We start from the raw sequence: 23,583 nt of genomic DNA on the forward strand, positions 1-23,583 counted from the left end.
AAGATATCTTTTCCCGCGGACGACTTAGGATTGCCTTGCTGGAAACACACTTCGACGGACAACCAAGATGGACATTCGAAGGCATGCGTCACCAGGCCTGCCGATGAAGGAGAGGGCAACGTGTCTGCGGTAAACAGCTTCGGTGCAAAAGACACCCTGACGGTCGGCTCGACCGACTACCAGGTATTCCGGATCGACAAGGTCGACGGATACAAGAGACTTCCGTTCAGCCTCAAGGTTCTGCTCGAGAACCTGCTGCGCACGGAGGACGGCGCGAACATCACCGCCGACCACATCCAGGCCCTCGCGGGCTGGGACCCGACGGCGGAGCCGGACACCGAGATCCAGTTCACGCCGGCGCGCGTGATCATGCAGGACTTCACCGGTGTTCCCTGCATCGTCGACCTCGCCACCATGCGCGAGGCTGTCTCCGCCCTCGGCGGCGACCCCAAGAAGATCAACCCACTCGCGCCGGCCGAGATGGTCATCGACCACTCGGTCATCGCCGACCTGTTCGGCACAGAAGAACGCGCTCGAGCGCAACACCGACATCGAGTACGAGCGCAACGGCGAGCGCTACCAGTTCCTCCGCTGGGGCCAGACCGCGTTCGACGACTTCAAGGTCGTCCCGCCGGGAACCGGCATCGTGCACCAGGTCAACATCGAGTACCTGGCACGCGTCACCATGACCCGCGAGGTCGGCGGCGAGTTGCTCGCATACCCGGACACCTGCGTCGGCACCGACTCGCACACCACCATGGTCAACGGCCTCGGCGTGCTCGGCTGGGGCGTCGGCGGCATCGAGGCAGAGGCGGCCATGCTCGGCCAGCCCGTCTCCATGCTCATCCCGAAGGTCGTCGGCTTCAAGCTGAGCGGCGCCATCCCGACCGGTGTGACCGCGACGGACGTGGTGCTCACCATCACGCAGATGCTGCGCAAGCACGGCGTCGTGGGCAAGTTCGTCGAGTTCTACGGAGCCGGCGTCGCCGAGGTCCCGCTCGCGAACCGCGCCACCATCGGCAACATGAGCCCGGAGTTCGGTTCGACGGCCGCCATGTTCCCGATCGACGATGTCACCCTCGACTACCTGCGGCTCACCGGCCGCAGCGAGGAGCAGATCAAGCTGGTCGAGGAGTACTCGAAGCTGCAGTCGCTCTGGCACGACGCCTCCGTCGAGCCGGTCTTCAGCGAGTACCTCGAGCTCGACCTGTCCACGGTCGTTCCCTCGATCGCCGGCCCGAAGCGTCCGCAGGACCGCATCGAGCTGAGCGGCGCCAAGGAGCAGTTCGAGAAAGACCTCGTCGACTACGCCGAGATCTCGCACGACATCGTCGACCTCACCATCTCGGAGTCGTTCCCCGCGTCCGACCCCGGCGAGCTGAGCCCGGAAGACGGGCACAGCCACCACGAGCACCACCACCACAGCCACGCCCCCAAGACCGCGTCGAACCCGACGCCGGTCACGCTGGCCGAGAACGGTGCGGAGTTCACGATCGACCACGGAGCGGTCGCCATCGCGGCGATCACGTCGTGCACGAACACGTCGAACCCGTCGGTGATGCTCGCCGCCGGTCTGCTCGCCCGCAACGCGGCGCAGAAGGGCCTCAAGGCCAAGCCATGGGTCAAGACCACGCTGGCTCCCGGGTCCAAGGTCGTCACCGACTACTACGAGAAGGCCGGACTCACGACCTACCTCGAGGCGCTGGGCTTCTACACGGTCGGCTACGGCTGCACCACCTGCATCGGAAACTCCGGTCCGCTGATCGACGAGATCTCGCAGGCGGTCAATGACAACGACCTCGCTGTCACCGCCGTCCTCTCCGGAAACCGCAACTTCGAGGGCCGCATCAACCCCGACGTCAAGATGAACTACCTGGCGAGCCCGCCACTGGTCATCGCGTACGCGCTCGCCGGTTCGATGAACTTCGACTTCGAGGTGGACGCGCTCGGCAAGGACGCGGACGGCAACGACGTGTTCCTCAAGGACATCTGGCCGGACGCCGCCGAGGTGCAGGACACCATCGACTCCTCCATCAACGAGGGCATGTTCACCCACGAGTACGCGAGCGTGTTCGAGGGCGACGAGCGCTGGAAGTCGCTGCCGACCCCGACCGGCTCCGTCTTCGAGTGGGACGAGAAGTCGACCTACGTGCGGAAGCCCCCGTACTTCGACGGCATGACGCTGGAGACCACCCCTGTCACGGACATCGCCGGCGCCAGGGTGCTCGCGAAGCTCGGCGACTCGGTCACGACCGACCACATCAGCCCCGCCGGAAACATCAAGGCGGACAGCCCGGCCGGCCGCTACCTCGACGAGCACGGCATCGAGCGCAAGGACTACAACTCCTACGGCTCGCGCCGCGGCAACCACGAGGTGATGATCCGCGGAACGTTCGCGAACATCCGCCTGAAGAACCAGCTCCTGGACGGCGTCGAGGGCGGATACACCCGCGACTTCACCCAGGACGGCGGTCCGCAGTCGTTCATCTACGACGCGTCGCAGAACTACCAGGCCCAGGGCACGCCGCTGGTGATCTTCGGCGGCAAGGAGTACGGTTCCGGTTCGTCGCGCGACTGGGCGGCGAAGGGCACCAGCCTCCTCGGCGTCCGCGCGGTCATCACGGAGAGCTTCGAGCGCATCCACCGGTCGAACCTGATCGGCATGGGCGTGGTTCCGCTGCAGTTCCCCGCCGGCGAGAGCTGGGCGTCGCTCGGCCTCGACGGCACGGAGGTCGTCTCGATCTCCGGCCTGGAGGAGCTGAACCAGGGCACGACGCCGAAGACGGTCCACGTGGTCGCGGAGCCGAGCAGCGACTCGGCCGCAGGCAAGCAGACCATCGAGTTCGACGCCGTGGTCCGCATCGACACCCCGGGTGAGGCCGACTATTACCGCAACGGCGGCATCCTGCAGTACGTGCTGCGCAGCCTCGTCTAGGCAATGACGCGTAAGCGGGCCGGTGATCCTCGGATCGCCGGCCCGCTTCGATTTGTGCGCCTGATGGGCGTACACTGTGGTTTATGACCATCATCAAGCAGGAGCGTCTCGCCGTGCGCGTGACAGCGCAGCAGAAGCAGACAATCGAGCGCGCCGCCGAAGTGATGGGGCGCAATGTCACCGAGTTCTCCATCGAGGCGCTCACCGAGCGCGCCGAAGAAGTGCTCGCCGACCGTGCGGCGTTCGGCGTCTCCCAGGAGGCGTGGGATGCCTTCTCCGCTCAACTCGACGAGCCCGCCCGTCCCGTCGCCGAGCTCGTCGAGCTGCTGAAGCGGCCGTCCGTCTTCGACGCGTGAGCGGGTTCACCGCGCCGACGCGGTTGACCGCGGAGCACGATCTCGGCGACTTCTCCAGCGGCAACGCCGCGCTGGACTCGTGGTTCCGTGACCGTGCGCTGCGGAACGAGGTCTCCGGCGCATCCCGGAGCTATGTCACCTGCGCGACCGGCACGTCCGCGGCCGTCGGGTTCTACACGCTCGCGGCGTCGTCCGTCCTGCTCGCGGACGCCCCAGGGTCGGTGCGGCGAAACATGCCCTCTCCCGTCCCGGTCATCCTGCTCGGGCGACTCGCGGTCGACGAGCGTTCGCACGGCGCCGGGCTGGGTGCGTCCCTGCTGCAGGATGCGGTGCTCCGCGTCGCCGCCGCTGCCGAGGCCGTCGGCGTGCGGGCCATGCTCGTGCACGCGATCGACGATGCGGCGGTCGCGTTCTACCGGCATTTCGGGTTCGCGCCGTCTCCGTTGGATGAGCAGACCCTGTTCCTCTCGCTGGCCACCATCAGGAAGAGTGCGACGAAGGCGGTGCTCGGATGAGCCGGATATCCCGTTTCCGGGCGAGCTTCGATTTGCGCGCGCCTAGACTCGAAGCATGAGCATCCTCGAGACCATCCACGGTCCCCGCGATCTGGACAAGCTCTCTGAAGAGGAGCTCGTCACGCTGGCGGGGGAGATCCGCGCCTTCCTGGTCGCGAACGTCGCCAAGACCGGTGGGCACCTCGGGCCCAACCTCGGTGTCGTCGAGTCGACGATCGCCATCCACCGGGTCTTCGACTCGCCGCGGGATGCGATCGTGTTCGACACCGGGCACCAGTCGTACGTGCACAAGCTGCTCACCGGTCGTCAGGACTTCTCCCAGCTGCGGCAGCGCGGCGGCCTCGCCGGCTACCCGCAGCGCTCGGAATCCGAGCATGACATCGTGGAGAGCTCTCACGCCTCCAGTTCGCTCTCGTGGGCAGACGGCATCTCGCGCGCCTTCGCGATGACCGGCCAAGACGACCGGCACGTGATCGCAATGGTCGGCGACGGCGCGCTCACCGGCGGCATGACGTGGGAGGCGCTGAACAACATCAGCGACGACAACACGCGCAGGCTCATCATCGTCGTCAACGACAACGGCCGGTCGTACGCCCCGACCATCGGCGGCATGGCGCGGTTCCTCAATACCGTGCGCACGCGCAGGAGCTACCGCAACCTCTACCTGTCGAGCCGCAAGGCGTTCGACAAGCTGGGTGGTCCAGGGCAGTCGTTCTACCGCGGCATCCGCGGCGGGCTGCACGGCTTCCTCAGCCGGTTCTCCAACAACGAGGCGCTGTACTCCAACCTCGACATCAAGTACATCGGCCCGGTGCACGGGCACGACATCGAGGCGATGGAGGAGGCGCTCCGGCAGGCGAAGAACTACGGCGCCCCGGTGATCGTCCACGCCATCACGCAGAAGGGCCGCGGCTATGAGCCAGCGCTCCGGGACGCGGCCGACCAGTTCCACTCCGTCAACAAGATCGACCCGGAGACGGGAGAGCCGATCGAGAGTTCGAGCAAGCCGTCCTGGACCAGCGTGTTCTCCGACGAGATCGTCCGGCTCGCCGAGAAGGACGAGAAGATCGTCGGCATCACGGCCGCGATGCTCCGTCCGACCGGACTGCACAAATTTGCCGAGCGCTTTCCCGAACGGGTGCACGACGTCGGCATCGCCGAGCAGCACGCGGCGACGAGCGCCGCCGGGCTGGCGTTCGGGGGACTGCATCCGGTAGTCGCCATCTACGCCACGTTCATCAACCGCGCCTTCGACCAGGTGCTCATGGACGTCGCACTGCACAAGGCCGGCGTCACCTTCGTGCTCGACCGTGCAGGTGTCACCGGTCCGGACGGACCGAGCCACCACGGCATCTGGGACCTTGCCATCCTGCAGGTCGTGCCCGGCATCCGGCTCGCAGCCCCGCGAGACGGCGCCCGGTTCCGCGAGGAGCTGGCGGAGGCCGTCGCCGTCGACGACGCCCCCACGGTGCTGCGCTTCCCGAAGGGATCCGTCGGCCCCGACATCGACGCGCTCCGCCGCACCGACGACGGTGTTGACGTGCTGCGCGAGGCCGACCGTAAGGACGTTCTGATCGTCACCGTCGGGCCGATGGCCGACCTCGGACTCAAGGTCGCCGAAGCGCTGGCCGCGCAGGGGATCGGCGCCACCGTCGTCGACCCGCGCTGGGTGGTCCCTGTCGCACCGAGCATCCTGGACCTGGCGGCGGGACACCGGATCGTCGTGACGATCGAGGACGGCATCCGAGTCGGCGGCATCGGCACCCGCGTGCGGCAGAGCCTGCGCGAGGCCGGAATCGACACCGCCGTGGACGAGCTGGGCCTGCCGGACGAGTTCATCGACCACGCGACCCGCGAGCAGATCCTCGAGGATGCGGGCCTCACCGCGCAGAAGATCGCCCGCGACCTCGTCGCCCAGGTGCTCGGCAGCCGCATCCCGATCGCCCGTCCGCTGCCCGTGGATGAGTTGAGCGAGCAGCGCCACCTCGACGCCTGACCGGCCGCGCCGTGCACCTACCGGAGCCGGTAGATGTGCTCCACGGCGCCGCTCGGGAACGTGGTGGTGTCAGAGAGCGTGAGGGGCGTGCTCGCCGCGGAGACGGGCAGCAGTGGCTTGCCGGAGCCGACAAGCACCGGCACGTACGTGACGTGGAGTTCGTCGAGCAGCCCTGCGTCGGCGAACTGCGCAGCGACCGAGCCGCCTCCCACCACCCAGACGTCGCGGTCGCCCGCTGCGTCGCGGAGCTCGCCGTCGAGCGCCGCGAGGTCGCCCTCGAAGAAGGTGAGCTCTGCGCCGGGGATCGACGGGAGCACGCGGTGCGTGACCACCCAGGTCGGGATGCCGGGGTACGGCCACTCCGTCGATTCGTCTGCAAGGAGGAAATCGTAGGTCGCTGCTCCCATCACGATGGCGCCGATGCCGGAGAAGAAGCGCTGGTAGTGCTCGTCGAACTCCTCGAAGCCGAACTGCATCAGCCAGTCGATGCGGTCGTCGGTGTCGGCGATGAAACCGTCGATGGAGGAGGCGACGTAGTACTTCGTGAGAGCCATGCTGGGAAGATAACAGGAGCATCCGACACCCGGATTGACTTCGAGTGCACTCGAAGTCCTATCGTGGCAAGCATGACCGATACAGCGACCGAACTCTCGATCTCCGAAGTCGCGGAACGCACGGGCCTCACCACGCACACGCTGCGCTACTACGAGCGCGAGGGGCTGATGATCGTGCCTGTCGGCCGGGCGTCGTCGACGCACCGCCGCTACACCGACGCCGACGTGACCTGGGTCGGCTTCCTCACCAAGCTGCGCCTCACCGCCATGCCCATCGCGAAGATGCGCGAGTACACCGAGCTCGCGCGTCGCGGCGACGACAGCACCGCCGAGCGGCTCGAACTGCTGCTCGTGCACCGGATGAACGTGGCGAAGCAGCTGGAGGAGGTCACGGCCAGTCTCGCCGCCATCGACCACAAGATCGGTCTCTATCAGGAGAAGGTAACCGCATGAAGAAGATCACACTCGGCACCGAGAAGCTCGAGGTCTCGCGTCTCGGCCTCGGCTGCATGGGCATGTCCGCGTTCTACACCGGCGCCGGAGACGACGACGCCGGTTCGATCCGCACCATCCACCGCGCCATCGACCTGGGGGTCACGTTCTTCGACACCGCCGAGATCTATGGCCCGTACGCCAACGAGGAGCTGCTGGCGCGCGCGTTCGCCGGCAAGCGCGACCAGGTGGTCATCGCGACCAAGTTCGGCACGATCCTGCACAGGACGACGGACGAGCGCGGCATGGACGGCTCGCCCGAGAACGTCCGGCTGTCGGTCGAAGGTTCCCTGCGCCGCCTCCAGACCGACCACATCGACCTCTACTACCAGCACCGGATGGACCCTGGCACCCCGATCGAGGACACGGTCGGTGCGTTGGCCGAGCTGATCGACGAGGGCAAGATCGGCCACTACGGGCTGTCAGAGGCGGCTCCGGAGACGATCCGCCGGGCGAACGCCGTGCATCCGGTGACGGCGATCCAGACCGAGTACTCGCTCTGGAGCCGCGACCCGGAGGCCGAGATCCTGCCGACCGTCCGCGAACTCGGCATCGGCTTCGTGCCGTACTCCCCGCTCGGCCGCGGGTTCCTGACCGGAACCATCCGTACGCTCGACGACCTCGCCCCGGACGACTTCCGCCGCTTCAACCCGCGGTTCGAGGGAGACAACCTGGAGGCGAACATCCGGATCGTCGAGCAGGTGGATGCGGTGGCCCGCGAGGCAGGGGCGACGCCCGGCCAGGTGGCGCTCGCGTGGCTCCTGGCGCAGGGCGACGACATCGCCCCCATCCCGGGCACCCGCCGTGTGGAGAACCTGGAGCAGAACGTGGCGGCGGACGAGCTGGTGCTCTCGCCGGAGCAGCTCGAGCGGCTGAGCTCCGTCGCGCCCGCCGTCGGCGACCGCTACGCGGACATGACGCCGCTCAACCGCTAGCAGGCCCAACGAGTGGTCCCGAATCGCCGTGCGCACATCGTGCCGCACGGCAATTCGGGACCACTCGTTTGTGTTGGGGGGCGGTCAGGCGAAGCGGATCGTGATGGTGCGCGCCTCCGGCCGGAGCGCGTGTTCGGCGGCGACGTCCGGGCCGCAGGCGCGGGAGCCGAGGCCGTGCTGCGCGGCGTCGACGAACAGGTAGGTCGTCGCGCTCACGGGCAGCTCGTGCGGGTGCCCGGCGGCGGCGACCTGCTGCGGGGTGTGCCTGCTCAGGCTGAAGCCGGGGCGGCGGCCGGCCGTGTCCGGAATCAGCTCGAGTCGCAGTGCTTCCGCGCCGGCGGTGCCGAGCGTCAGCGAGCGGACGTCCGCGCGGTGTCCGGTCTCCTGCGGGCGCGCATAGACCACGTTCAGCTCGTCCACCGTCGCGCCGAACCGGCCGACCATCGCGGCCGTCATGCTGTCCGGGTACGCCTCCAGCGGTCCGCGGCCGAACCACTCGGCGCGGTCGACGGCCGCCGTGCCGTCCGGCAGATCGAACCGCAGCCCGATACGCGGCCACACGGTGTCCCATCCGGTGGAGGGGGCGATGTCGGCACGCAGGGTGAGCACGCCGTCGGCGTCGAGCGTCCAGAGCGCATCCACCCAGACGGCTGCCGACGAGTTCGCGGCGGAGACCCGCGTGCGCACCAGCAGCGATCCGGCGTCGTGCTCGACCGCCGTCACGCGGTGGGTGAGACGGTCGAGCCCCTCCGCCCGCCAGAGCGCTGCGCTGGAGACGCCGTCGATGCTCGCGTCGTCCTCGCCCTCTTCCGCCCGGGAGGCGCCTTCGTCGTTGTCCGTCGGGGCGCGCCACAGTTCGAGGCGAGGGCCGGCCACGTCGCGTCCGCCCAGCCGCACCAGCGCGCCGTCCTCGAACTCGGCGGGTCCGAGGGTCAGTCGCTCCGGCACCCCCGCCGTACGTGCCGACACGACAGGCGGCACGAAAACCATCGGGATGCGCGCGCTCAAGTCCACCTGTCCGCTCGCGACCACGTGCCCGGCCTCCGCCCACGCTGTGCCGGACGACAGCACAGCGTCGATCGTCAGCCAGGTCTCCGCGCCGGCAGCCACCTCCACCTCCGGCAGCGGGACGACGACCGAGGCACCGGCCGTGAGTTCGCCGACGGCCAGCTCACCCCGCGACACCCGGCTTCCGTCGTGCTCGACCCGCCAGCGGAAGGCGAGGTCGGAGGCGTCGGCGGTGTGGCGCAGGTTCGTGAGCGTCACCGTTCCTTCTCCGAAGGCGAACCGGATCGGCTGCACGACGGCCTTGTACTCGGCGAGCCCCGGTGTCGGGGTGTCGTCGCTGAGGATCATGCCGTCCATGACGAAGTTGCCGTCGTGGACGACCTCGCCGAAGTCGCCGCCGTAGGCGTAGTAGGGCGTGCCGTCGGGCGTCGTCGTCAGGATGCCGTGGTCACGCCACTCCCAGACGAACCCGCCGTGCAAGCGCGGGTGCTCGTGCACGAGCCGCTCGTACGCATCCAGGGCTCCCGGCCCGTTGCCCATCGCGTGCGCGTACTCGCAGAGCAGGAACGGCTTGGTGCGCTGCCGCGCGCCCTGCGCCGGTGTGGTGGCGAGCAGCGGGTACCGCGAGCCGTCCGTGCCGATCTCCGCCGTCTCGCGCACCGAGGAGTACATCCGCGAGTACACGTCGGTGTACTCGCCGGTGTAGTCGCCCTCGTAGTGCACGGGTCGCCCGGGGTCGCGGTCGTGCACCCACGCGGCGTTCGCGGCGAGGTTGGCGCCGGTGCCCGATTCGTTGCCGAGCGACCAGATGACGATGCTCGGGTGGTTCTTGTCGCGCTCGACGGTGCGCCGGATGCGGTCGAGGTATGCCTCCCGCCAGCGCGGGTCATCGCTGGGGTTGGCGACCCAGCCGTCCTTTTCGAAGCCGTGCGTCTCAAGGTCGCACTCGTCGATCACCCAGAAGCCGAACTCGTCGGCGAGGTCGAGCAGGCGCGGGTGCGGCGGGTAGTGGCTGGTGCGGATGGCGTTGACGTTGAACCGCTTCATCCTGGCGAGGTCGTCGCGGGCGTGCTCCTCGTCGAAGACACGGCCTCGGGTCGGATGGGTCTCGTGCCGGTTCATCCCGTGGAACACCACCCGGCGGCCGTTCACGAGGAACCGGTCGCCGACGATCTCGACTGTGCGGAAGCCCGCGCGCAGCGCGATCGTCTCCGCCGCGTTCGACACCGTCACGTCGTAGAGCCGTGGCGTCTCCGCCGACCACGGTTCCACCGCATCCACGGTCACCGGCTGCACGTCGGCCGCGCTCGCCCAGACCTGCTCCACCCCCAGCTCCGGGATGTGCAGGGTCACCGGATACGCCGATGCCGCGGCGGTCAGTTCCACCTCGACCGTGCCGGACCCGTCGAGGTATCCGGTGCGCAGCCACACGTCGTCGATGCCGCCCGCCGGGCGCGCGAGCAGGGTCACGTCGCGGAAGATGCCGGGCAGCCACCACTGGTCCTGGTCTTCCAGATAGCTGGCCGCCGACCACTGGTGCACCCGCACCACGACCACGTTCTCTCCGGGATGCACGACGTCGGTCACGTCGAACTCCTGCGCGAGCCGAGACCCGGCCCCGACGCCGACCTCGATGCCGTTGAGCCACACCTTGTACAGCGACTCGACGCCGTCGAACCGCAGCAGCACCCGCTCGGCCGCCGCGAAGTCCTCCGGGAGCGTGAACCGGCGGCGGTGGTCGCCCGTCGGGTTCTCATCCGGAACGTGCGGGGGGTCGATCGGGAACGGGTACTGCACGTTGGTGTAGATCGGCCGGCCGTACTCGCCGTCGCCGTGCAGCACCCAGTGCGACGGCACGGGCAGCTCCGCCCATCCGGAGTCGTCGAAGTCCGCGCTCGCGACGTCGTCGGACAGTGCTGCCGTGGGGGAGAGCCGGAACGCCCAGTCGCCGTTCAACGACAGGGACGGCGCATCGGAGTGCAGCCACGATCGCGGGGCGGTGCGGGCTCCGGAGCCCGGCGCGGTGTCGGACAGGTACGCAGGGGTGAGCACTATTTCACGGATCCTTCGGTGAGACCGCCGCGCCAGAACCGCTGCAACACGATCATGGCGATGGCGAGGGGGATGATCGACAGCAGGACGCCGCCGGTGGTCAGCTCGTAGAACTCCGGCAGCCTGTCGGTTTGGCTGCGCCAGTTGTTGAGGCCGAGGGTGATCGGGTAGAGCGTGTTGTCCGACAGCATCACCAACGGCAGGAAGTAGTTGTTCCAGATTCCGACGAGCTGGAACAGGAACACCGTCACCAGCGCCGGCACCATGATCCGCAAGCCCACCGTGTGGAAGATCCGCAACTCGCCTGCCCCGTCGATCCTCGCCGCCTCGATCAGCGCCGTGTCGACCGTCGCGTCTGCGTAGATGCGGCAGAGGAACAGCCCGAACGGGGAGACGAGTGACGGCAGCAGCACCGACCAGTACGTGTTCGCGAGCCCGAGCTGGCTGAACAGCAGGAACAGCGGAAGCGCCGTCGCCGTGCCGGGCACCAGCACGCCGCCGAGCACCAGCCCGAAGATCAGTCCGCGCCCGCGGAAGGCGTACTTCGACAGCGCGTACCCTCCGGCCGCCGCGAAGTACGTCGCGAGGATCGCGCCGACCCCGGCGTAGAGCACCGAGTTGAGGAACCAGCGCACGAAGATGCCGTTGTCGTAGCTGAGCACTTCGCTGAGGTTGTGCCAGAGCGCGAACGTCGGGGCGAACCAGAACCCGTTGGTCGCGAACAGGTCCTGGGTGGTCTTGGTGGCCGCGACGATCACCCAGTAGACGGGCACGAGGAAGTACACCGCGACGACGACCAGGATGCCCGTGACCAGGATGCGCATCCCCGGCCGGCGTCCCGGTTTGTGGTCAGGACCGGTGCCGTGCGCTTTCTGCGCGGTGACGGACGAGGTGCCCGGTGCGGCGACATTGCCGGTGGTGCCGGTCTGCGTGTCGGCGGCGGTCATTTCGCGCTCCTGCTCGTCGTGGCCGGTTTACTGTCTGGGGCCGCTTTGCTCGTCGGGGCCGGTTTGCTCTTCGGTGCCGGCCTGTTCGTCAGGCGCAGGAACGCGAACGACAGCAGGAACGCGACCAGGGCGATGAGCACGGCCTGTGCAGCCGCGACGTTGTAGTCGTTGTACGCGAACGCCGTGGTGTACGCGCTGAGGTTGGGTGTGTACTCGCTGTCGATCGCGGGGGAGACGGTCTGCAGCACCTGCGGCTCCGCGAAGAGCTGCAGGGTGCCGATGATCGAGAACACGGTCGTCAGGATGAGCGCGGGCTTGATCAGCGGCAACTGGATGCTCAGCGCCACCCGCCATGGGCTCGCGCCGTCGACCTTCGCCGCCTCGTACACCTCGGTCGGGATCGACTTGAGCTGGGCGATGATGATCATCATGTTGTAGCCGGTGTATGTCCAGGTGACGATGTTCGCGATCGACCAGAGCACGGTGTCGGGTCCAAGGAAGTCCACCTGCAGGCCGAACGCGTTCGCCAAGTCGACCAGCGGGCTGAGCCCGGGCACATAGAGGAACGACCACAGGATGGTCGCCACGACGCCGGGGATGCCATACGGCAGGAAGTACACGGCCCGGAACATCCCCGGCCACCGGGCAGACGCCGACTCCAGCAGCAGCGCGAGCACGGTGCAGAGGGCGATCATGAAGGTGACCTGCACGACGCCGAACAGCAGCATCCGGCCGATGGAGGCGATGAAGTTGCCGTTCGAGAGTGCCTGCGCGTAGTTGGCGAACCAGGCGAACTCGCTGGTCACACCCTTCTCGCCGAACACTCCCTGCCTGGTCACCTTGGTGAAGCTGCTGCCGATGGCGACGATGATCGGCAGGATGAACGTCAGCAGGAACAGCGCGAGGAACGGGCCGAGCAGCACCCAGGGCGCCCATGTGGTGCGAACGCCGCGCCTGCCGTTGCGCGCACTGGGACGGGTGTCTGCGCGTGCGACGGTGCGCACGCCGCTCACGAGTTCACCTTCTCGATGCTGAGTCCCTTGTTCCGGAACGCGGTGATGATGTTCTTCTCGCTCTGCGCGACGGCGTCGACGAGCGATTGGCCGGACGACTTCTTGCGGAAGCCGTCCGCCAGGATGTTGAACGACTGCTGCGTGATCGGCCACCACGACCAGTCCTGATTCTGCTGCTTCGAGGCGGGGAGGAAGACCTCCTCGTTGTAGTTCTGGCCGCCGAAGAACTTCGAGGGCTTCATCCTGCTGGTGCCGATGAAGTCGGCGGACGGCGACCAGCCGATGCCGCTGTTCTCGATCATCGCGTCGATGCCCTCGTGGCTGGTGGTCATCCAGACCGCGAACTCGAGAGCCTCCTTCGGGTGCTTGCTGTTGGCGAGCACGGCGGCCGTCGAGCCGCCGAGGGCGCTCGACCCGTAGCCGGTCGACCCCCAGCGCGCCATCGGCGCGACCCGCCACTTGCCTTCACCGCCGGAGACGCCCTCCAGCAGCGCGTCGCCCCAGCTGGCACTGGTGAGGCCGGCTATCTGGTTCGAGGCGGCCGCGGCGAACCACGGGGTCGAGTACGCGCCGTATGCGGTCTGAATGAGGCCGTCGTCGATGGCCTTGTCGAAGAAGCGGGCGGCGGTCAGAGTGGCGTCGTCGGTCATGTCGATGGTCCAGCGGTCGCCGTCGACCGCGAACCAGGATGCTCCGGCCTGCGCGGCGATGGCGGCGAACCACGACGGGTCCGCGTAGTTGAACGTGTCGATCCAGGAGCCGGCCTTGCGCAGTTCCGCGCCCGTGCTCATCCACTCGTCCCAGGTGGTCGGCGCCGTCGCCCCCACCTTCTGGAAGAGGTCGGGACGGAAGTAGAACGCCATCGGCCCGGAATCCTGGGGGATGGCGTACACGCCGTCCACGTAGCTGACCTGGTTCCACAGCGTGCGGTCGTAGCGGTCGGCGTAGTCGTTCGCACCGTACCTGGACAGGTCGACCAGGCCGTTGACGAGCATGAACTCCGGCACCGAGCGCAGCTCGACCTGGGCGAGGTCAGGGCCTCCGCCCGCGGCGAGGGCGGAGTAGAGCTTCTGGTAGCCGCCGCTGTTGCCGCCGGGGATCCAGACCGCCTCGACCTGCACATCCGGATGCGTGGCGTTCCACACGTCCGCGACCTTCTGCAGGTCTTTCAGCCAGGCCCAGTACGTGAGGGTGATCTTCTCTCCACTCGCCGCCGGCTGGATGAGCGGCCTGCTGTTCACGGAGGTGGTGCCGGGAGTGCTGCAGCCGGCGAGGAGTGCCGCGGCCCCCGCCGCGGCTCCCAGGCTGAGGAGACTTCGTCGTGTGAGTTGCGTCATGTCCTTCACTTCGTCGTGAGTGGAATACGTGTACAGCGACCATATACAAAAGTAGCGCGCGTGACCTAATTTAAGGATGTGGATATCGAGACCCCCGGTCCCCGCCGACGCGGACCGTACGCGAAGAGCGCCGCACGCCGCCGCCAGATCGTCGAAGAGGCGTACCGCGTGTTCGCCACGCGCGGTTACCACGCCAGCTCGCTGCGCGAGATCGCGTCGGCGGCCGGTATCAGCCTGTCCAACCTGCAGCACTACTTCACCGGCAAGGAGGACGTGCTGCTCGCCGTCCTCGCCCTCCGCGACGAGCTGGGAGGAGGGGAGACCGCCCCGACGTCGCGCGAGCCGTTCGAGCGGCACATCGTCTCCCAGGCGGCGGCCAATGAGCGCATTCCCGGCCTGATCGCCCTGTACAGCGTGCTGTCGGCCGAGGCTGTGACGGAGGACCATCCTGGACGCGAGTACTTCCTCGACCGCTACGACCAGCTCCGCACCGAATACGAGGCCGAGTTCGCCGCCCTCCGCGACCAGGGGCGGCTCCGCGAGGGAGTGGACCCCGCGGTCGCCGCAGCGACCGTGATCGCGCTGTGGGAGGGCATCCAGCTGCAGTGGCTGTACACGCCGGAGCTGATCGACGCGGGTGCCACGCTGCGCGCCTACCTCGACCTGGTGGTGAAACAGCCGACGAGCCGGTGACCACACCATCAGGATGCGGTCACCGGCCCGTCGACAGCGTTGTGCGCCGAGCGCTAGAGAACGCCCTTCACCGGCGGGTGCTGGAATGTGTCCCCGAAGACGCGCTCGGATGCGCCGACCCGGTCGAGGTACGGCGTGATGCCGCCCATCTGGAACGGGAAGCCGGCGCCGAGGATCATGCACAGGTCGATGTCCTCCGGTGCCGCGACGACGTGGTCGTCCACGAGCATCCGGTGGATCTCGTCGGCGAGGCCGTCTTCGAGCCCGCGCAGGATCTGCTCCTTCGTCCACGGGTTCTTCCCGCCGGAGACGATCTTCGCCGCCTGCTTGTCGATGCCCTTGACCCTGCCCTTCGAGTCCTTCTCCAGCAGGGTGCCGTACTCGGCCAGCTTGTGCAGGTTCTCGCTGCGGTAGAAGCGGTCAGGGAAGGCGGCGTGGTGCGTGTCGAGCACGTGCGCGCCGACCTTGAGCCCCACCAGGTCGAGCAGCGCGGACGGCGGCATGGGGAGGCCGAGCGGCGCGAACGCCTCGTCGACCGTCTCGAACGGCGTTCCGTCGTCGACCGCGTGCATCGCCTCGCCGAGCACCTTGGCCAGCACGCGGTTGACCACGAAGCCGGGGGTGTCGGCGGTGATGACCGCGTTCTTCTTGAGCGTGGCGGCCGTGACCATGGCGGTCGAGAGTGTCGCCTCGTCCGTGTTCGGCGTGTTCACGACCTCGATCAGCGGCATGACGGCCACCGGGGTGAAGAAGTGGAAGCCGACCAGGCGCTCCGGGTGCTTCAGCTTGGCGCCGATCTGCTCCACCGATAGCGAGGAGGTGTTGGTGGCGAGCACGGCATCGTCGGAGATGTACTGCTCGATCTCCGCGAACACGTCCTGCTTGACCGACAGCTCCTCGAACACGGCCTCGATCACCCAGTCGGCGTCGGCGAACAGGGACTTGTCCGTCGTGCCGGTGACGAGCGCGCGCAGGCGGTTGCCCTCATCCGGGGAGATGCGGCCCTTCTCCTGCAGTTTGCCGATCTCGTCGTGGATGTACGCCACGCCCTTGTCGACGTGCGCCTGATCGAGGTCGGTGATGACCACCGGCACCCGCAGGCGGCGCACGAACAGCAGCGCGAACTGGCTGGCCATGTATCCTGCGCCGATCACGCCGACCTTGGTGACCTTCTTCGCGAGCTTGCGGTCCGGAGCCCCTGCCGGGCGCTTCGCGCGCTTCTGCACCAGGTTGAACGCGTAGATGCTCGCCTGGAACTGGTCGCCGGAGATGAGTTCGGCGAGGGCGTCGTCCTCGCGCTCGAAGCCTTCCTCCTTGGTGCCGGACTTGGCGGCCTTGAGGAGGTCGAGAGCGGCGTACGGCGACTTCGGCACCGTGCCGATGCGGCTCTCCAGCATCTTGCGGGCGATGCCGATGGCCGCGTCCCACTTGACCATGCGCTCGACCTTGCCCGGCACGTTCGGGCGCTTCACGGTGAGCGCGCCGGTGAGGACGGAGTCCGCCCACTTCAGCGAGTCCTCCAGGAAGCTCGCGGAGTCGAAGATCGCGTCCGCGATGCCGAGGTCGAAGACATCCTGGGGCTTCAGCATCCTGTTCTGCTTGAGCGGGTTCTCGACGACGACCTTGAGGGCGTTCTCGATGCCGATCAGGTTGGGCAGCAGGTACGCGCCGCCCCAGCCGGGGATGAGGCCGAGGAAGACCTCGGGAAGCGCGAACGCCGCCGCCGACCTGTCGATGGTGCGGTAGTCGGCGTTCAGGCCGATCTCCACGCCGCCGCCGAGCGCGAGCCCGTTGGTGAACACGAAGGACGGCACGCCGAACGTCGCCTGCTTGCCGAGCACGTAGTGGCCGAGCTGGGGGAGCAGCTTGGCGACCTCGACGCTCGGGATGTCGCCCACGCGGCTGAGGTCGGCCCCGGCCGCGAGGATGAACGGCTTGCCGGTGACGGCGACCGCGTCGATCTCGCCGCGGCCCGCGCGCTCGGTGAGCTCGTCGAAGGTCTTCCCGAGCTCCAGGAGGGTCGCAGGGCCCATCGTGTTGGGACGCGTGTGGTCGCGGCCGTTGTCGAGGGTCACCAGAGCGAGCGTCTTGCCGCTCGGCAGCGGGATGTCCTTGACGAACGAGTGGGTGACGACCTCGTCGGAGGTGAGGTCGACGAGCGGGCTGAAGTCGATCTTGCTGTAGTCGGTCACGTGTCAGGCCTTCCGGGCGCGCTTGTTGTAGTGGGGGTTCTCCCAGATGACGCTGCCGCCCTGGCCGAGTCCGACGCACATCGCGGTGAGGCCGTAGCGGACCTCGGGGTGCTCCGCGAACTGCGCGGCGAGCTGGATCATCAGCCGGACGCCGCTGGCGGCGAGCGGGTGGCCGACGGCGATCGCGCCGCCCCATTGGTTGACGCGCGGGTCCTCGTCGTCGATGCCGAAGTGGTCGAGCAGCGACAGCACCTGGATGGCGAACGCCTCGTTCAGCTCGAACAGTCCGATGTCGTCGATGCTGAGGCCCGCCTTGCGGAGCGCCTTCTGGTCGACGGCACCGGGCCGATGCCCATGATCTCCGGCTCGACGCCGGCGAACGCGAAGCTCACCATGCGCATCTTCGGCTGCAGGCCGAACTCCTTCACGGCGTCGCCCGACGCGAGGATGCTCGCGGTCGCGCCGTCTGTCAGCGGCGACGAGTTGCCCGCGCTGACGCGGCCGTGCGGGCGGAACGGGGTGCGCAGGGTCGCGAGCGACTCCATGTTGGTCTCCGGCCGCATCCCCTCGTCCTGGGTGGCGAGGCCCCAGCCGCTCTCGGAGCGGAGGGCGACGGGCACCAGGTCGGGCTGGATCTTGCCTGCGGCGTACGCGGCGGCGGTCTTCTGCTGGCTGCGCATCGCGTAGCGGTCGGAGCGCTCCTTGGTGAGCGCAGGGAACCGGTCGTGGATGCGCTCGGCCGTCATGCCCATATTGAGGGCGTCTTCGCCGACCAGGCGCTCAGAGAGGAAGCGCGGGTTGGGGTCGGCGCCGAAGCCCATCGGGTGGCGTCCCATGTGCTCGACGCCGCCGGCGATGGCCAGGTCGTACGCCCCGAAGGCGATGCCGGAGCCGAGTGTGGTGACGCTCGTCATGGCGCCAGCGCACATCCGGTCGATGGCGAAGCCCGGCACCGATTTCGGCAGGCCGGCGAGCAGCGCAGCCGTGCGGCCGAGGGTGAGCCCTTGGTCGCCCTGCTGCGTGGTGGCCGCGATGGCCACGTCGTCGATCCTGTCTTTGGGCACGTTCGGGTTGCGCTCCAGCAGGTCGATCATGGCTTTGACCACCAGATCGTCTGCGCGCGTGTTCCAGTACTGCCCTTTTTCGCCGGCTCGCCCGAACGGAGTGCGAACTCCGTCGACGAAGACGACATCAGCTCTTTCGGCCACAATGCCTCCCAAATCAGGTCGATTTCGATCCTAGGGACACCGAGGAGAGGGAAAGAATCGTTTGATTCTTTCTACGAATCCGACTCAGCGACCTCCGGGCCGATTTGGCTGGCTTCCACAAACGCCTGGGCGATCGACTGTGAGGTTGCCTCAATCTGCCAGGGTCTGGCGCCCCATTGCGCGAGGGCGGCGCCGATGGATGCACTGTCCAGCGTCTCCGGGGGAGTCCACGCCACCCGGCGCAGCGTCTCCGGCGTCAGCAGGTTCTCGACCGGGATGGACAGCTCCTCGGAGAGGGCGACGATCGCGGCGCGCGCCGTCTTCAGCCTGACGTCCGCCTCGGGGTTTCTGTCCGCCCACGCGCGCGGAGGAGGCAGGGTATCGCCGTTGCCGCGCATCACGGGCAGGTCGTCGGTGGTGCGTCCGGCCTCGATGGCGGCCCACCAGCGGTCGATCTCGGTGCGGCTCGCGCGTCCGTTGAACTCGCGGAGCGACGCCAAGCCGCGCTTCGTGTCAGGCATAGCTTTCGCCGCGGCGGTGAGCGACGCATCCGGAACCAGGCGGCCGGGCGCGATGTCGCTGGTGCGCGCGAGCTCGTCCCTGCTCAGCCACAGCTCGCGGGCGACGGCCAGATTGCGGATGCCCCTGATCGAGTGGATTCCGGACAGGCGCCGCCACGGCTCGTTGCGCACCACCTTGAGGTCGCGGGAGAGCTCGTCAGCGAACTCCTGCTGGGCGATCGCCGTCTTGCCCTGCTCCTCGAGGAGCGCCGAGACCGCATCCCGCAGGTCGGGCAGCAGCTCCACGTCGAGGGCGGCGTAGACGAGCCACGGCTCCGGCAGCGGCCTGGTCGACCAGTCCGCCGCCGAGTGCTCCTTGGCGAGGTGGATGCCGAGCAGTTCCTCCACCACGGTGCCGAGGCCGACTCTGGGCATCCCGAGCAGGCGCGCGGCCAGCTCGGTGTCGAACAGGTGGTGAGGGTCGAGTCCGACTTCGCGCAGGCAGAGCAGGTCTTGCGTGGCCGCGTGCAGCACCCACTCGTCGTCTGCAATGGCGGCGTTCAGCTCGTCGAAACGCCCGATCGCGGGAGGGTCGAACAAGAAGGTGCCTGCGTCGCGGCGGAAGACCTGGATCAGATAGGCGCGCTGAGAGTACCGGAAGCCGCTCGCCCGCTCCGCGTCGACGGCCACCGGGCCGTTCCCCGCCGCGATGGTCTCGACGGCTTCGAGGTATTCGTCCCTCGTCTCGATGACGTGATGGTCAGCCACGCGGCGCCCTTCTGGTCAGCAGGCTGACCCCCTCGCCGGTCGGCGGAAGCCCAGCGAGCATGCACAGCAGCTCGCCCCAGCCCTCGACATGCGCGGTGATGTCGCTCTCCAACGGGCTCCAGGATGCGCGCAGTTCGATCTGGGAGCCGTCGCCCTGGGCGGCGAGCTCGCCGAAACCGGTGGAGATGATCTTGGTGGCCGTTCCGCTCGCGGCCGTGTACTTGGCGTGCCGCGCATCCAGTGCGTCCACCAGCCACGACCAGGCCACGTCGGCGAGGAACGGGTCGAGCCCGATATCGGTCTCCAGTGGAGCCTGCGCGAAGCAGACGATGCGGAACGGGCCGCCCCAGGCCTCGGGCTCGTCCTCGTCGTAGAGCAGGATGAACCGGCCGGTGCCGAGGTCGGAGTCACTTCCGTGCCTGGTCGGCTGGACGTCGGCCGCGAGCGCGACGGAGTATGGCGCAAGCTGGCCGGGCGCTGGGATCTCGGTGACCACGAGCTCCGGGCGGGCCTTCGCGTTGCGGATCGTCTCCAGCGCCGCGGCGAACTCCGGGGGAGTGCGTGGGGTCGAGGGTGTTGTCGGCACGTTAGGAACACTATGGTCCTAGCCGGGTGGCGACGGTAAGGCACGCCGCCTGAGGAAGTCCTGAACACCCGTCCGGCGCATCGGGGATACGCTGACGGCATGGCGCGTTCGACGTTCGCGAAATCCGTCCGCACGGCCGCTGTCGCGGCCGCCGTCCTCGGCCTCGCGGCCGGAGCCGGAGCAGTCCTCATCATGACCAGGGTGGCGCGCACCGTCGTCACACCAGTGCGCAAGCGGCCGCAGAACCAGAGCATCCGGGAAGTCGACGAGGATGCAGGGACGGTCACGCTGCGCGAGACGCCGGACTCCTCCGTACCCGGTCGCTACGGCCTGTGGTTCGCGGAGGAGGCCGGATACGCGAAGATCGGCGGCGTCATCTCCCGCGAGGGCGGCTCGGTCACCCGCACGCTGGAGTCCGTGGCGTTCGGCGAGCTGCGGCCGGGCCGCGGACGCATCAGCGGGTACTACTACCTCGAACCGTCCGAGCTGGGCCTGCCGGTGCAGAGCGTCATCATCGACACCGAACTTGGCGAGGCGCCCGCGTGGCTGTTCCCGCCGGAGCCCCAGGCGGACACCGGCCGCTGGGTGATCCAGGTGCACGGCTGGGGAGCCACCAGGCAGGAAGGGCTCCGCGGCGTCCGCACCTTCCACGAGCAGGGCTACACCTGTCTGCTCGCCTCGTACCGCAACGACGGGGACGCCCCCAACAGCGCCGACCGCCGCTACGGCCTCGGCGGCACCGAGTGGCACGACATCGACGCCGCCCTGCGGTTCGCGGCGGACAACGGCGCCACCGCCATCGTGCTGATGGGCTGGTCGATGGGCGGCGCGGTGGTGCTGCAGACCATCACCCGCTCGTCGTCGCTCGGCCTCCTGCGCGGCATCATCCTGGAGTCGCCGGTGATCGACTGGATCGACACCCTCGAATACCAGGCCAGGATGCTGCGCCTGCCGGACCCGATCACCCAGGGTGCGCTCCGGCTGATCGAGTCGACCTGGGGCGGCCCGCTCACCGGGCAGGCGGCGCCGATCGACCTCACCAGCATGAACTTCGTCGCCCGCGCCGCCGACCTCAGCCTGCCCACCCTCATCCTGCACAGCGACGACGATGGATTCGTGCCGTCCACCGCCTCCCGAGCGCTGGCGGAGGCCCGCAGCGACATCGTCACCCTCGTGCCGTTCGCGACCGCGCTGCACACCAAGCTCTGGAACTACGACGAGGAGCGCTGGAGCACGTCCATCGCCGGCTGGCTGGAGGAGCACATCGACGCGGAGGCGCCGACCGAGGCAGAGGCCGCGAGTTAGCGGTTGGGCGTGACCAGTTGGATCAGGTTGCCGCAGGTGTCGTCGAGCACGGCGATGACGACGGTACCCATGTCCGCTGGCGGCTGAGTGAACATGACGCCGCGTTCGCGCAGGCGTTCGTATTCGGCGTGGACGTCATCGACCGCGAACTGAGCGGCGTGGATCCCGTCCGCCAGCAGGGCGTCGCGGAACGGCTGCACGGCAGGGTGGCCGGACGGCTCGAGCAGGAGTTCCGGCCCGTCCGGGTCGTCAGGGGAGACCACGGTGAGCCAGAAGTCGTCCCCGATGGGCACTTTGTGTCGCAGCGTAAAGCCGAGGATCTCTGTGTAGAAGCGCTGCGCAGCCTCCTGGTCATCGACGAACACGGTCGTGAGTGCGATTCTCATCGGGGCTTTCCTTTCGTAGCCGGCCACCGCTGCGTGATCTCGCGAAGCGGGGCCGGGTTGAAGTAATGGAACTTCGAGCGTCCGCGACGCTCGGTGACGACGAGTCCGGCAGCCTCCAGGACGTCCAAGTGCTGCGAGATCGCTTGCCGCGTCAGGCCGACACCATGGACAGAGACCAACGTCGTGCACAGGTCGAAGAGTGTGCGCCCGTCCCGTGCGGCGAGCTCGTCGAGGAGGAGACGTCTCGTTGCATCGTCCAGGGCGCGGAACACATCAACCACAGCCACATGATACGCAAGTCCAGGCTTGCATATCAAGCACCGGGTGCGTGTACCGCTACGCGGCCAGCTTCTCCCGCACCTGACGCTTCGTGCGGCCGAGCAGCGCCGACATGCCCCGGATGCGCAGGGGCGAGACCGCCTGTGTGAGACCGAGCGTCTGCGGGTAGTCGTCCGGAACGGCGAGCACCTCGTCGGCGGTCAGCCCGGCGAGACCCTGCGCCAGGATCGACGCGAACCCGCGGGTGGTCGGAGACTCCTCCGGTGCGGTCGCGAAGAGGTGGACGATGTTGCGCTCGTCCACCTCGACGAAGATGTACACCGGCGACTGGCACTCCACGACCCGCTCGAACAGATCGGGATGGTCGCGATAACGCTCCGGAAGATCCGGCAGCTCCTCGGAGAACTCCAGCAGCAGCTGCAGCCGGTCCGGCTGCTCGAGCGCCAGGAAGTCGTCGCGGATCTCCGCGAGCGCGGGCGCCAGGGCAGACGAATCAGTCATACGACAAGGCTACTTCGCCGGAACCTCGCCCGGCTCGCTGCCCGTCACGATCGGTACGCGCACAGCGGAACCCCACTCGGTCCACGAACCGTCGTAGTTGCGCACGTTCTCGAAACCGAGGAGGTGGGTGAGGACGAACCAGGTGTGACTCGACCGCTCGCCGATGCGGCAGTACGCGATCACGTCGTCGCCCTCTTTCAAGCCGGCGTCGCCCAGGTAGATGGACTCCAGGTCCGCGCGGCGCTTGAACGTCGCATCCGGAGCTGCCGCCCTCGCCCACGGCACCGACGCCGCCGATGGGATGTGACCGGCCCTGAGGGCGCCCTCGGTGGGGTAGCCGGGGATCTCGGTGCGCTCGCCGCTGTACTCCTCGGGGGAGCGCACGTCGATCAAAGGCTTGCCGAAGTGAGCGAGCACATCATCCTTGAACGCGCGGATGACGGTGTCGTCGCGCTCGATCACGGGGTATTCGACCGGGGTGACGACCGGCTTCTCCTTGGTGAGCTCACGGCCTTCGGCGATCCACTTGTCCCGGCCGCCGTCGAGCAGCCGCACGTCTTCGTGCCCGAACAGCGTGAACACCCAGAGCGCGTACGCCGCCCACCAGTTGTTCTTGTCGCCGTAGATGACGACCGTCGTGTCGCGGGCGATGCCCTTGGAGCCGAGCAGCGCGGCGAAGTGCTCGCCGTCGACGTAGTCGCGCTGCACCGGGTCGTTGAGGTCGGTGTGCCAGTCGATCTTCACGGCACCGGGGATGTGCCCGGTCTCGTAGAGCAGAACGTCTTCGTCGGACTCCACCACCACCAGTCCCGGCTGTCCGAGGTGCTCGGCGAGCCACTCGGTGCTCACCAGCCGTTCCGGATGCGCGTACTCGGCGAAGACAGGGGACCGGTCGACCTCGATGGACATGGGTGCATTACCTCCAGGGGGCGCCTCGTGAGCGCGAAAAGGAACAATCGGCTGCGTCGGTTTAGGCTGATACCCCGACACTGTGCGAACTTACGTTCCAGGCTATCTGCGCGTAA

Annotated in this window: 19 protein-coding genes and 2 pseudogenes; 8 read left to right on the top strand and 13 right to left on the bottom strand. The window is 68.2% G+C overall.

Annotated features, from left to right (window positions below):
• Positions 1–120: 120 nt before the first annotated feature.
• The 4 genes and pseudogenes from acnA (at position 121) to dxs (ending at position 5,802) form a co-directional block, all read left to right on the top strand.
• Positions 121–2,935, top strand: a pseudogene (acnA, locus tag AC37TH_RS12490) (aconitate hydratase AcnA).
• Between the two features lie 83 nt (positions 2,936–3,018).
• The gene (locus tag AC37TH_RS12495) at positions 3,019–3,291 is read left to right on the top strand and encodes a type II toxin-antitoxin system TacA family antitoxin (protein ID WP_490764668.1); all 273 of its coding nucleotides are present in this window, start codon (positions 3,019–3,021) and stop codon (positions 3,289–3,291) included.
• A complete protein-coding gene (locus AC37TH_RS12500) occupies positions 3,288–3,806 on the top strand; it encodes a GNAT family N-acetyltransferase (protein ID WP_490764669.1) in 519 nt (172 codons plus the stop codon). The genes AC37TH_RS12495 and AC37TH_RS12500 overlap by 4 nt, the downstream gene beginning before the upstream one ends.
• Positions 3,807–3,861: 55 nt before the next feature.
• Complete coding sequence (dxs, locus tag AC37TH_RS12505; protein ID WP_490764670.1) at positions 3,862–5,802, top strand: 1-deoxy-D-xylulose-5-phosphate synthase; 1,941 nt, start codon at positions 3,862–3,864, stop codon at positions 5,800–5,802.
• A 17-nt stretch (positions 5,803–5,819) separates the two neighbouring features.
• Here dxs and AC37TH_RS12510 read toward each other — a convergent pair whose 3' ends face one another.
• The gene (locus AC37TH_RS12510; protein ID WP_490764671.1) at positions 5,820–6,356 is read right to left on the bottom strand and encodes a dihydrofolate reductase family protein; all 537 of its coding nucleotides are present in this window, start codon (positions 6,354–6,356) and stop codon (positions 5,820–5,822) included.
• Positions 6,357–6,428: 72 nt separating this feature from the next.
• Between AC37TH_RS12510 and AC37TH_RS12515 the strand changes: the two genes are divergently transcribed.
• Together AC37TH_RS12515 and AC37TH_RS12520 are read left to right on the top strand one after the other, a co-directional pair.
• Entirely contained in the window at positions 6,429–6,809 is a 381-nt protein-coding gene (locus AC37TH_RS12515) for a MerR family transcriptional regulator (RefSeq protein ID WP_490764672.1), read from the top strand.
• Positions 6,806–7,783, top strand: a complete 978-nt coding sequence (locus AC37TH_RS12520; RefSeq protein ID WP_490764673.1) for an aldo/keto reductase — start codon at positions 6,806–6,808, stop codon at positions 7,781–7,783. Before AC37TH_RS12515 ends, AC37TH_RS12520 begins: the two co-directional genes overlap by 4 nt.
• An 84-nt stretch (positions 7,784–7,867) precedes the next feature.
• On the opposite strand, the gene AC37TH_RS12525 is transcribed toward AC37TH_RS12520, so the two are convergent.
• Genes AC37TH_RS12525 through AC37TH_RS12540 form a run of 4 tightly spaced genes read right to left on the bottom strand, consistent with a single transcriptional unit; the run spans position 7,868 to position 14,140 of the window.
• Positions 7,868–10,846, bottom strand: coding sequence for a glycoside hydrolase family 2 TIM barrel-domain containing protein (locus AC37TH_RS12525; protein ID WP_490765110.1), 2,979 nt, complete (start codon positions 10,844–10,846; stop codon positions 7,868–7,870).
• Complete coding sequence (locus tag AC37TH_RS12530) at positions 10,843–11,790, bottom strand: carbohydrate ABC transporter permease (RefSeq protein ID WP_490764674.1); 948 nt, start codon at positions 11,788–11,790, stop codon at positions 10,843–10,845. Before AC37TH_RS12530 ends, AC37TH_RS12525 begins: the two co-directional genes overlap by 4 nt.
• Positions 11,787–12,803: a carbohydrate ABC transporter permease gene (locus tag AC37TH_RS12535; protein ID WP_490764675.1), complete on the bottom strand. Its 1,017-nt coding sequence runs from the start codon at positions 12,801–12,803 to the stop codon at positions 11,787–11,789. Before AC37TH_RS12535 ends, AC37TH_RS12530 begins: the two co-directional genes overlap by 4 nt.
• On the bottom strand, positions 12,800–14,140 hold the full coding sequence (locus AC37TH_RS12540; protein ID WP_490764676.1) for an extracellular solute-binding protein: 1,341 nt from the start codon (positions 14,138–14,140) through the stop codon (positions 12,800–12,802). Before AC37TH_RS12540 ends, AC37TH_RS12535 begins: the two co-directional genes overlap by 4 nt.
• 78 nt (positions 14,141–14,218) lie before the next feature.
• Here AC37TH_RS12540 and AC37TH_RS12545 point away from each other — a divergent pair, with 78 nt between their 5' ends.
• The gene (locus AC37TH_RS12545) at positions 14,219–14,833 is read left to right on the top strand and encodes a TetR/AcrR family transcriptional regulator (protein ID WP_490764677.1); all 615 of its coding nucleotides are present in this window, start codon (positions 14,219–14,221) and stop codon (positions 14,831–14,833) included.
• A gap of 53 nt (positions 14,834–14,886) precedes the next feature.
• On the opposite strand, the gene AC37TH_RS12550 is transcribed toward AC37TH_RS12545, so the two are convergent.
• The 4 genes and pseudogenes from AC37TH_RS12550 to AC37TH_RS12565 all read right to left on the bottom strand — a co-directional run bounded on the left by AC37TH_RS12550 (position 14,887) and on the right by AC37TH_RS12565 (position 20,087).
• Positions 14,887–17,025 (bottom strand): 3-hydroxyacyl-CoA dehydrogenase NAD-binding domain-containing protein, encoded by a 2,139-nt coding sequence (locus AC37TH_RS12550; protein ID WP_490764678.1) that lies wholly within the window; start codon positions 17,023–17,025, stop codon positions 14,887–14,889.
• 3 nt (positions 17,026–17,028) lie between these two features.
• A pseudogene (locus AC37TH_RS12555) lies at positions 17,029–18,233 on the bottom strand (thiolase family protein).
• Positions 18,234–18,304: 71 nt separating this feature from the next.
• Positions 18,305–19,501, bottom strand: coding sequence for an HRDC domain-containing protein (locus tag AC37TH_RS12560; RefSeq protein WP_490764679.1), 1,197 nt, complete (start codon positions 19,499–19,501; stop codon positions 18,305–18,307).
• Positions 19,494–20,087 carry a DUF3000 domain-containing protein gene (locus AC37TH_RS12565; RefSeq protein ID WP_490764680.1) on the bottom strand — a complete coding sequence of 198 codons (594 nt, stop codon included), beginning with the start codon at positions 20,085–20,087 and terminating at the stop codon, positions 19,494–19,496. The genes AC37TH_RS12560 and AC37TH_RS12565 overlap by 8 nt, the downstream gene beginning before the upstream one ends.
• A gap of 99 nt (positions 20,088–20,186) precedes the next feature.
• Here AC37TH_RS12565 and AC37TH_RS12570 point away from each other — a divergent pair, with 99 nt between their 5' ends.
• Positions 20,187–21,392 carry an alpha/beta hydrolase family protein gene (locus AC37TH_RS12570; protein WP_490764681.1) on the top strand — a complete coding sequence of 402 codons (1,206 nt, stop codon included), beginning with the start codon at positions 20,187–20,189 and terminating at the stop codon, positions 21,390–21,392.
• Here AC37TH_RS12570 and AC37TH_RS12575 read toward each other — a convergent pair.
• Genes AC37TH_RS12575 through AC37TH_RS12590 form a run of 4 tightly spaced genes read right to left on the bottom strand, consistent with a single transcriptional unit; the run spans position 21,389 to position 23,467 of the window.
• Positions 21,389–21,778 carry a VOC family protein gene (locus AC37TH_RS12575; protein ID WP_490764682.1) on the bottom strand — a complete coding sequence of 130 codons (390 nt, stop codon included), beginning with the start codon at positions 21,776–21,778 and terminating at the stop codon, positions 21,389–21,391. The two genes, AC37TH_RS12570 and AC37TH_RS12575, sit on opposite strands and share 4 nt — an antisense overlap.
• Positions 21,775–22,059 (bottom strand): ArsR/SmtB family transcription factor, encoded by a 285-nt coding sequence (locus AC37TH_RS12580; protein WP_490764683.1) that lies wholly within the window; start codon positions 22,057–22,059, stop codon positions 21,775–21,777. Before AC37TH_RS12580 ends, AC37TH_RS12575 begins: the two co-directional genes overlap by 4 nt.
• A 55-nt stretch (positions 22,060–22,114) precedes the next feature.
• Positions 22,115–22,558, bottom strand: a complete 444-nt coding sequence (locus AC37TH_RS12585; protein ID WP_490764684.1) for a SufE family protein — start codon at positions 22,556–22,558, stop codon at positions 22,115–22,117.
• A 9-nt stretch (positions 22,559–22,567) separates the two neighbouring features.
• Entirely contained in the window at positions 22,568–23,467 is a 900-nt protein-coding gene (locus AC37TH_RS12590) for a sulfurtransferase (protein WP_490764685.1), read from the bottom strand.
• Between the last annotated feature and the right edge of the window lie 116 nt (positions 23,468–23,583).

It is taken from the genome of Leifsonia sp. McL0627, assembly GCF_058244615.1.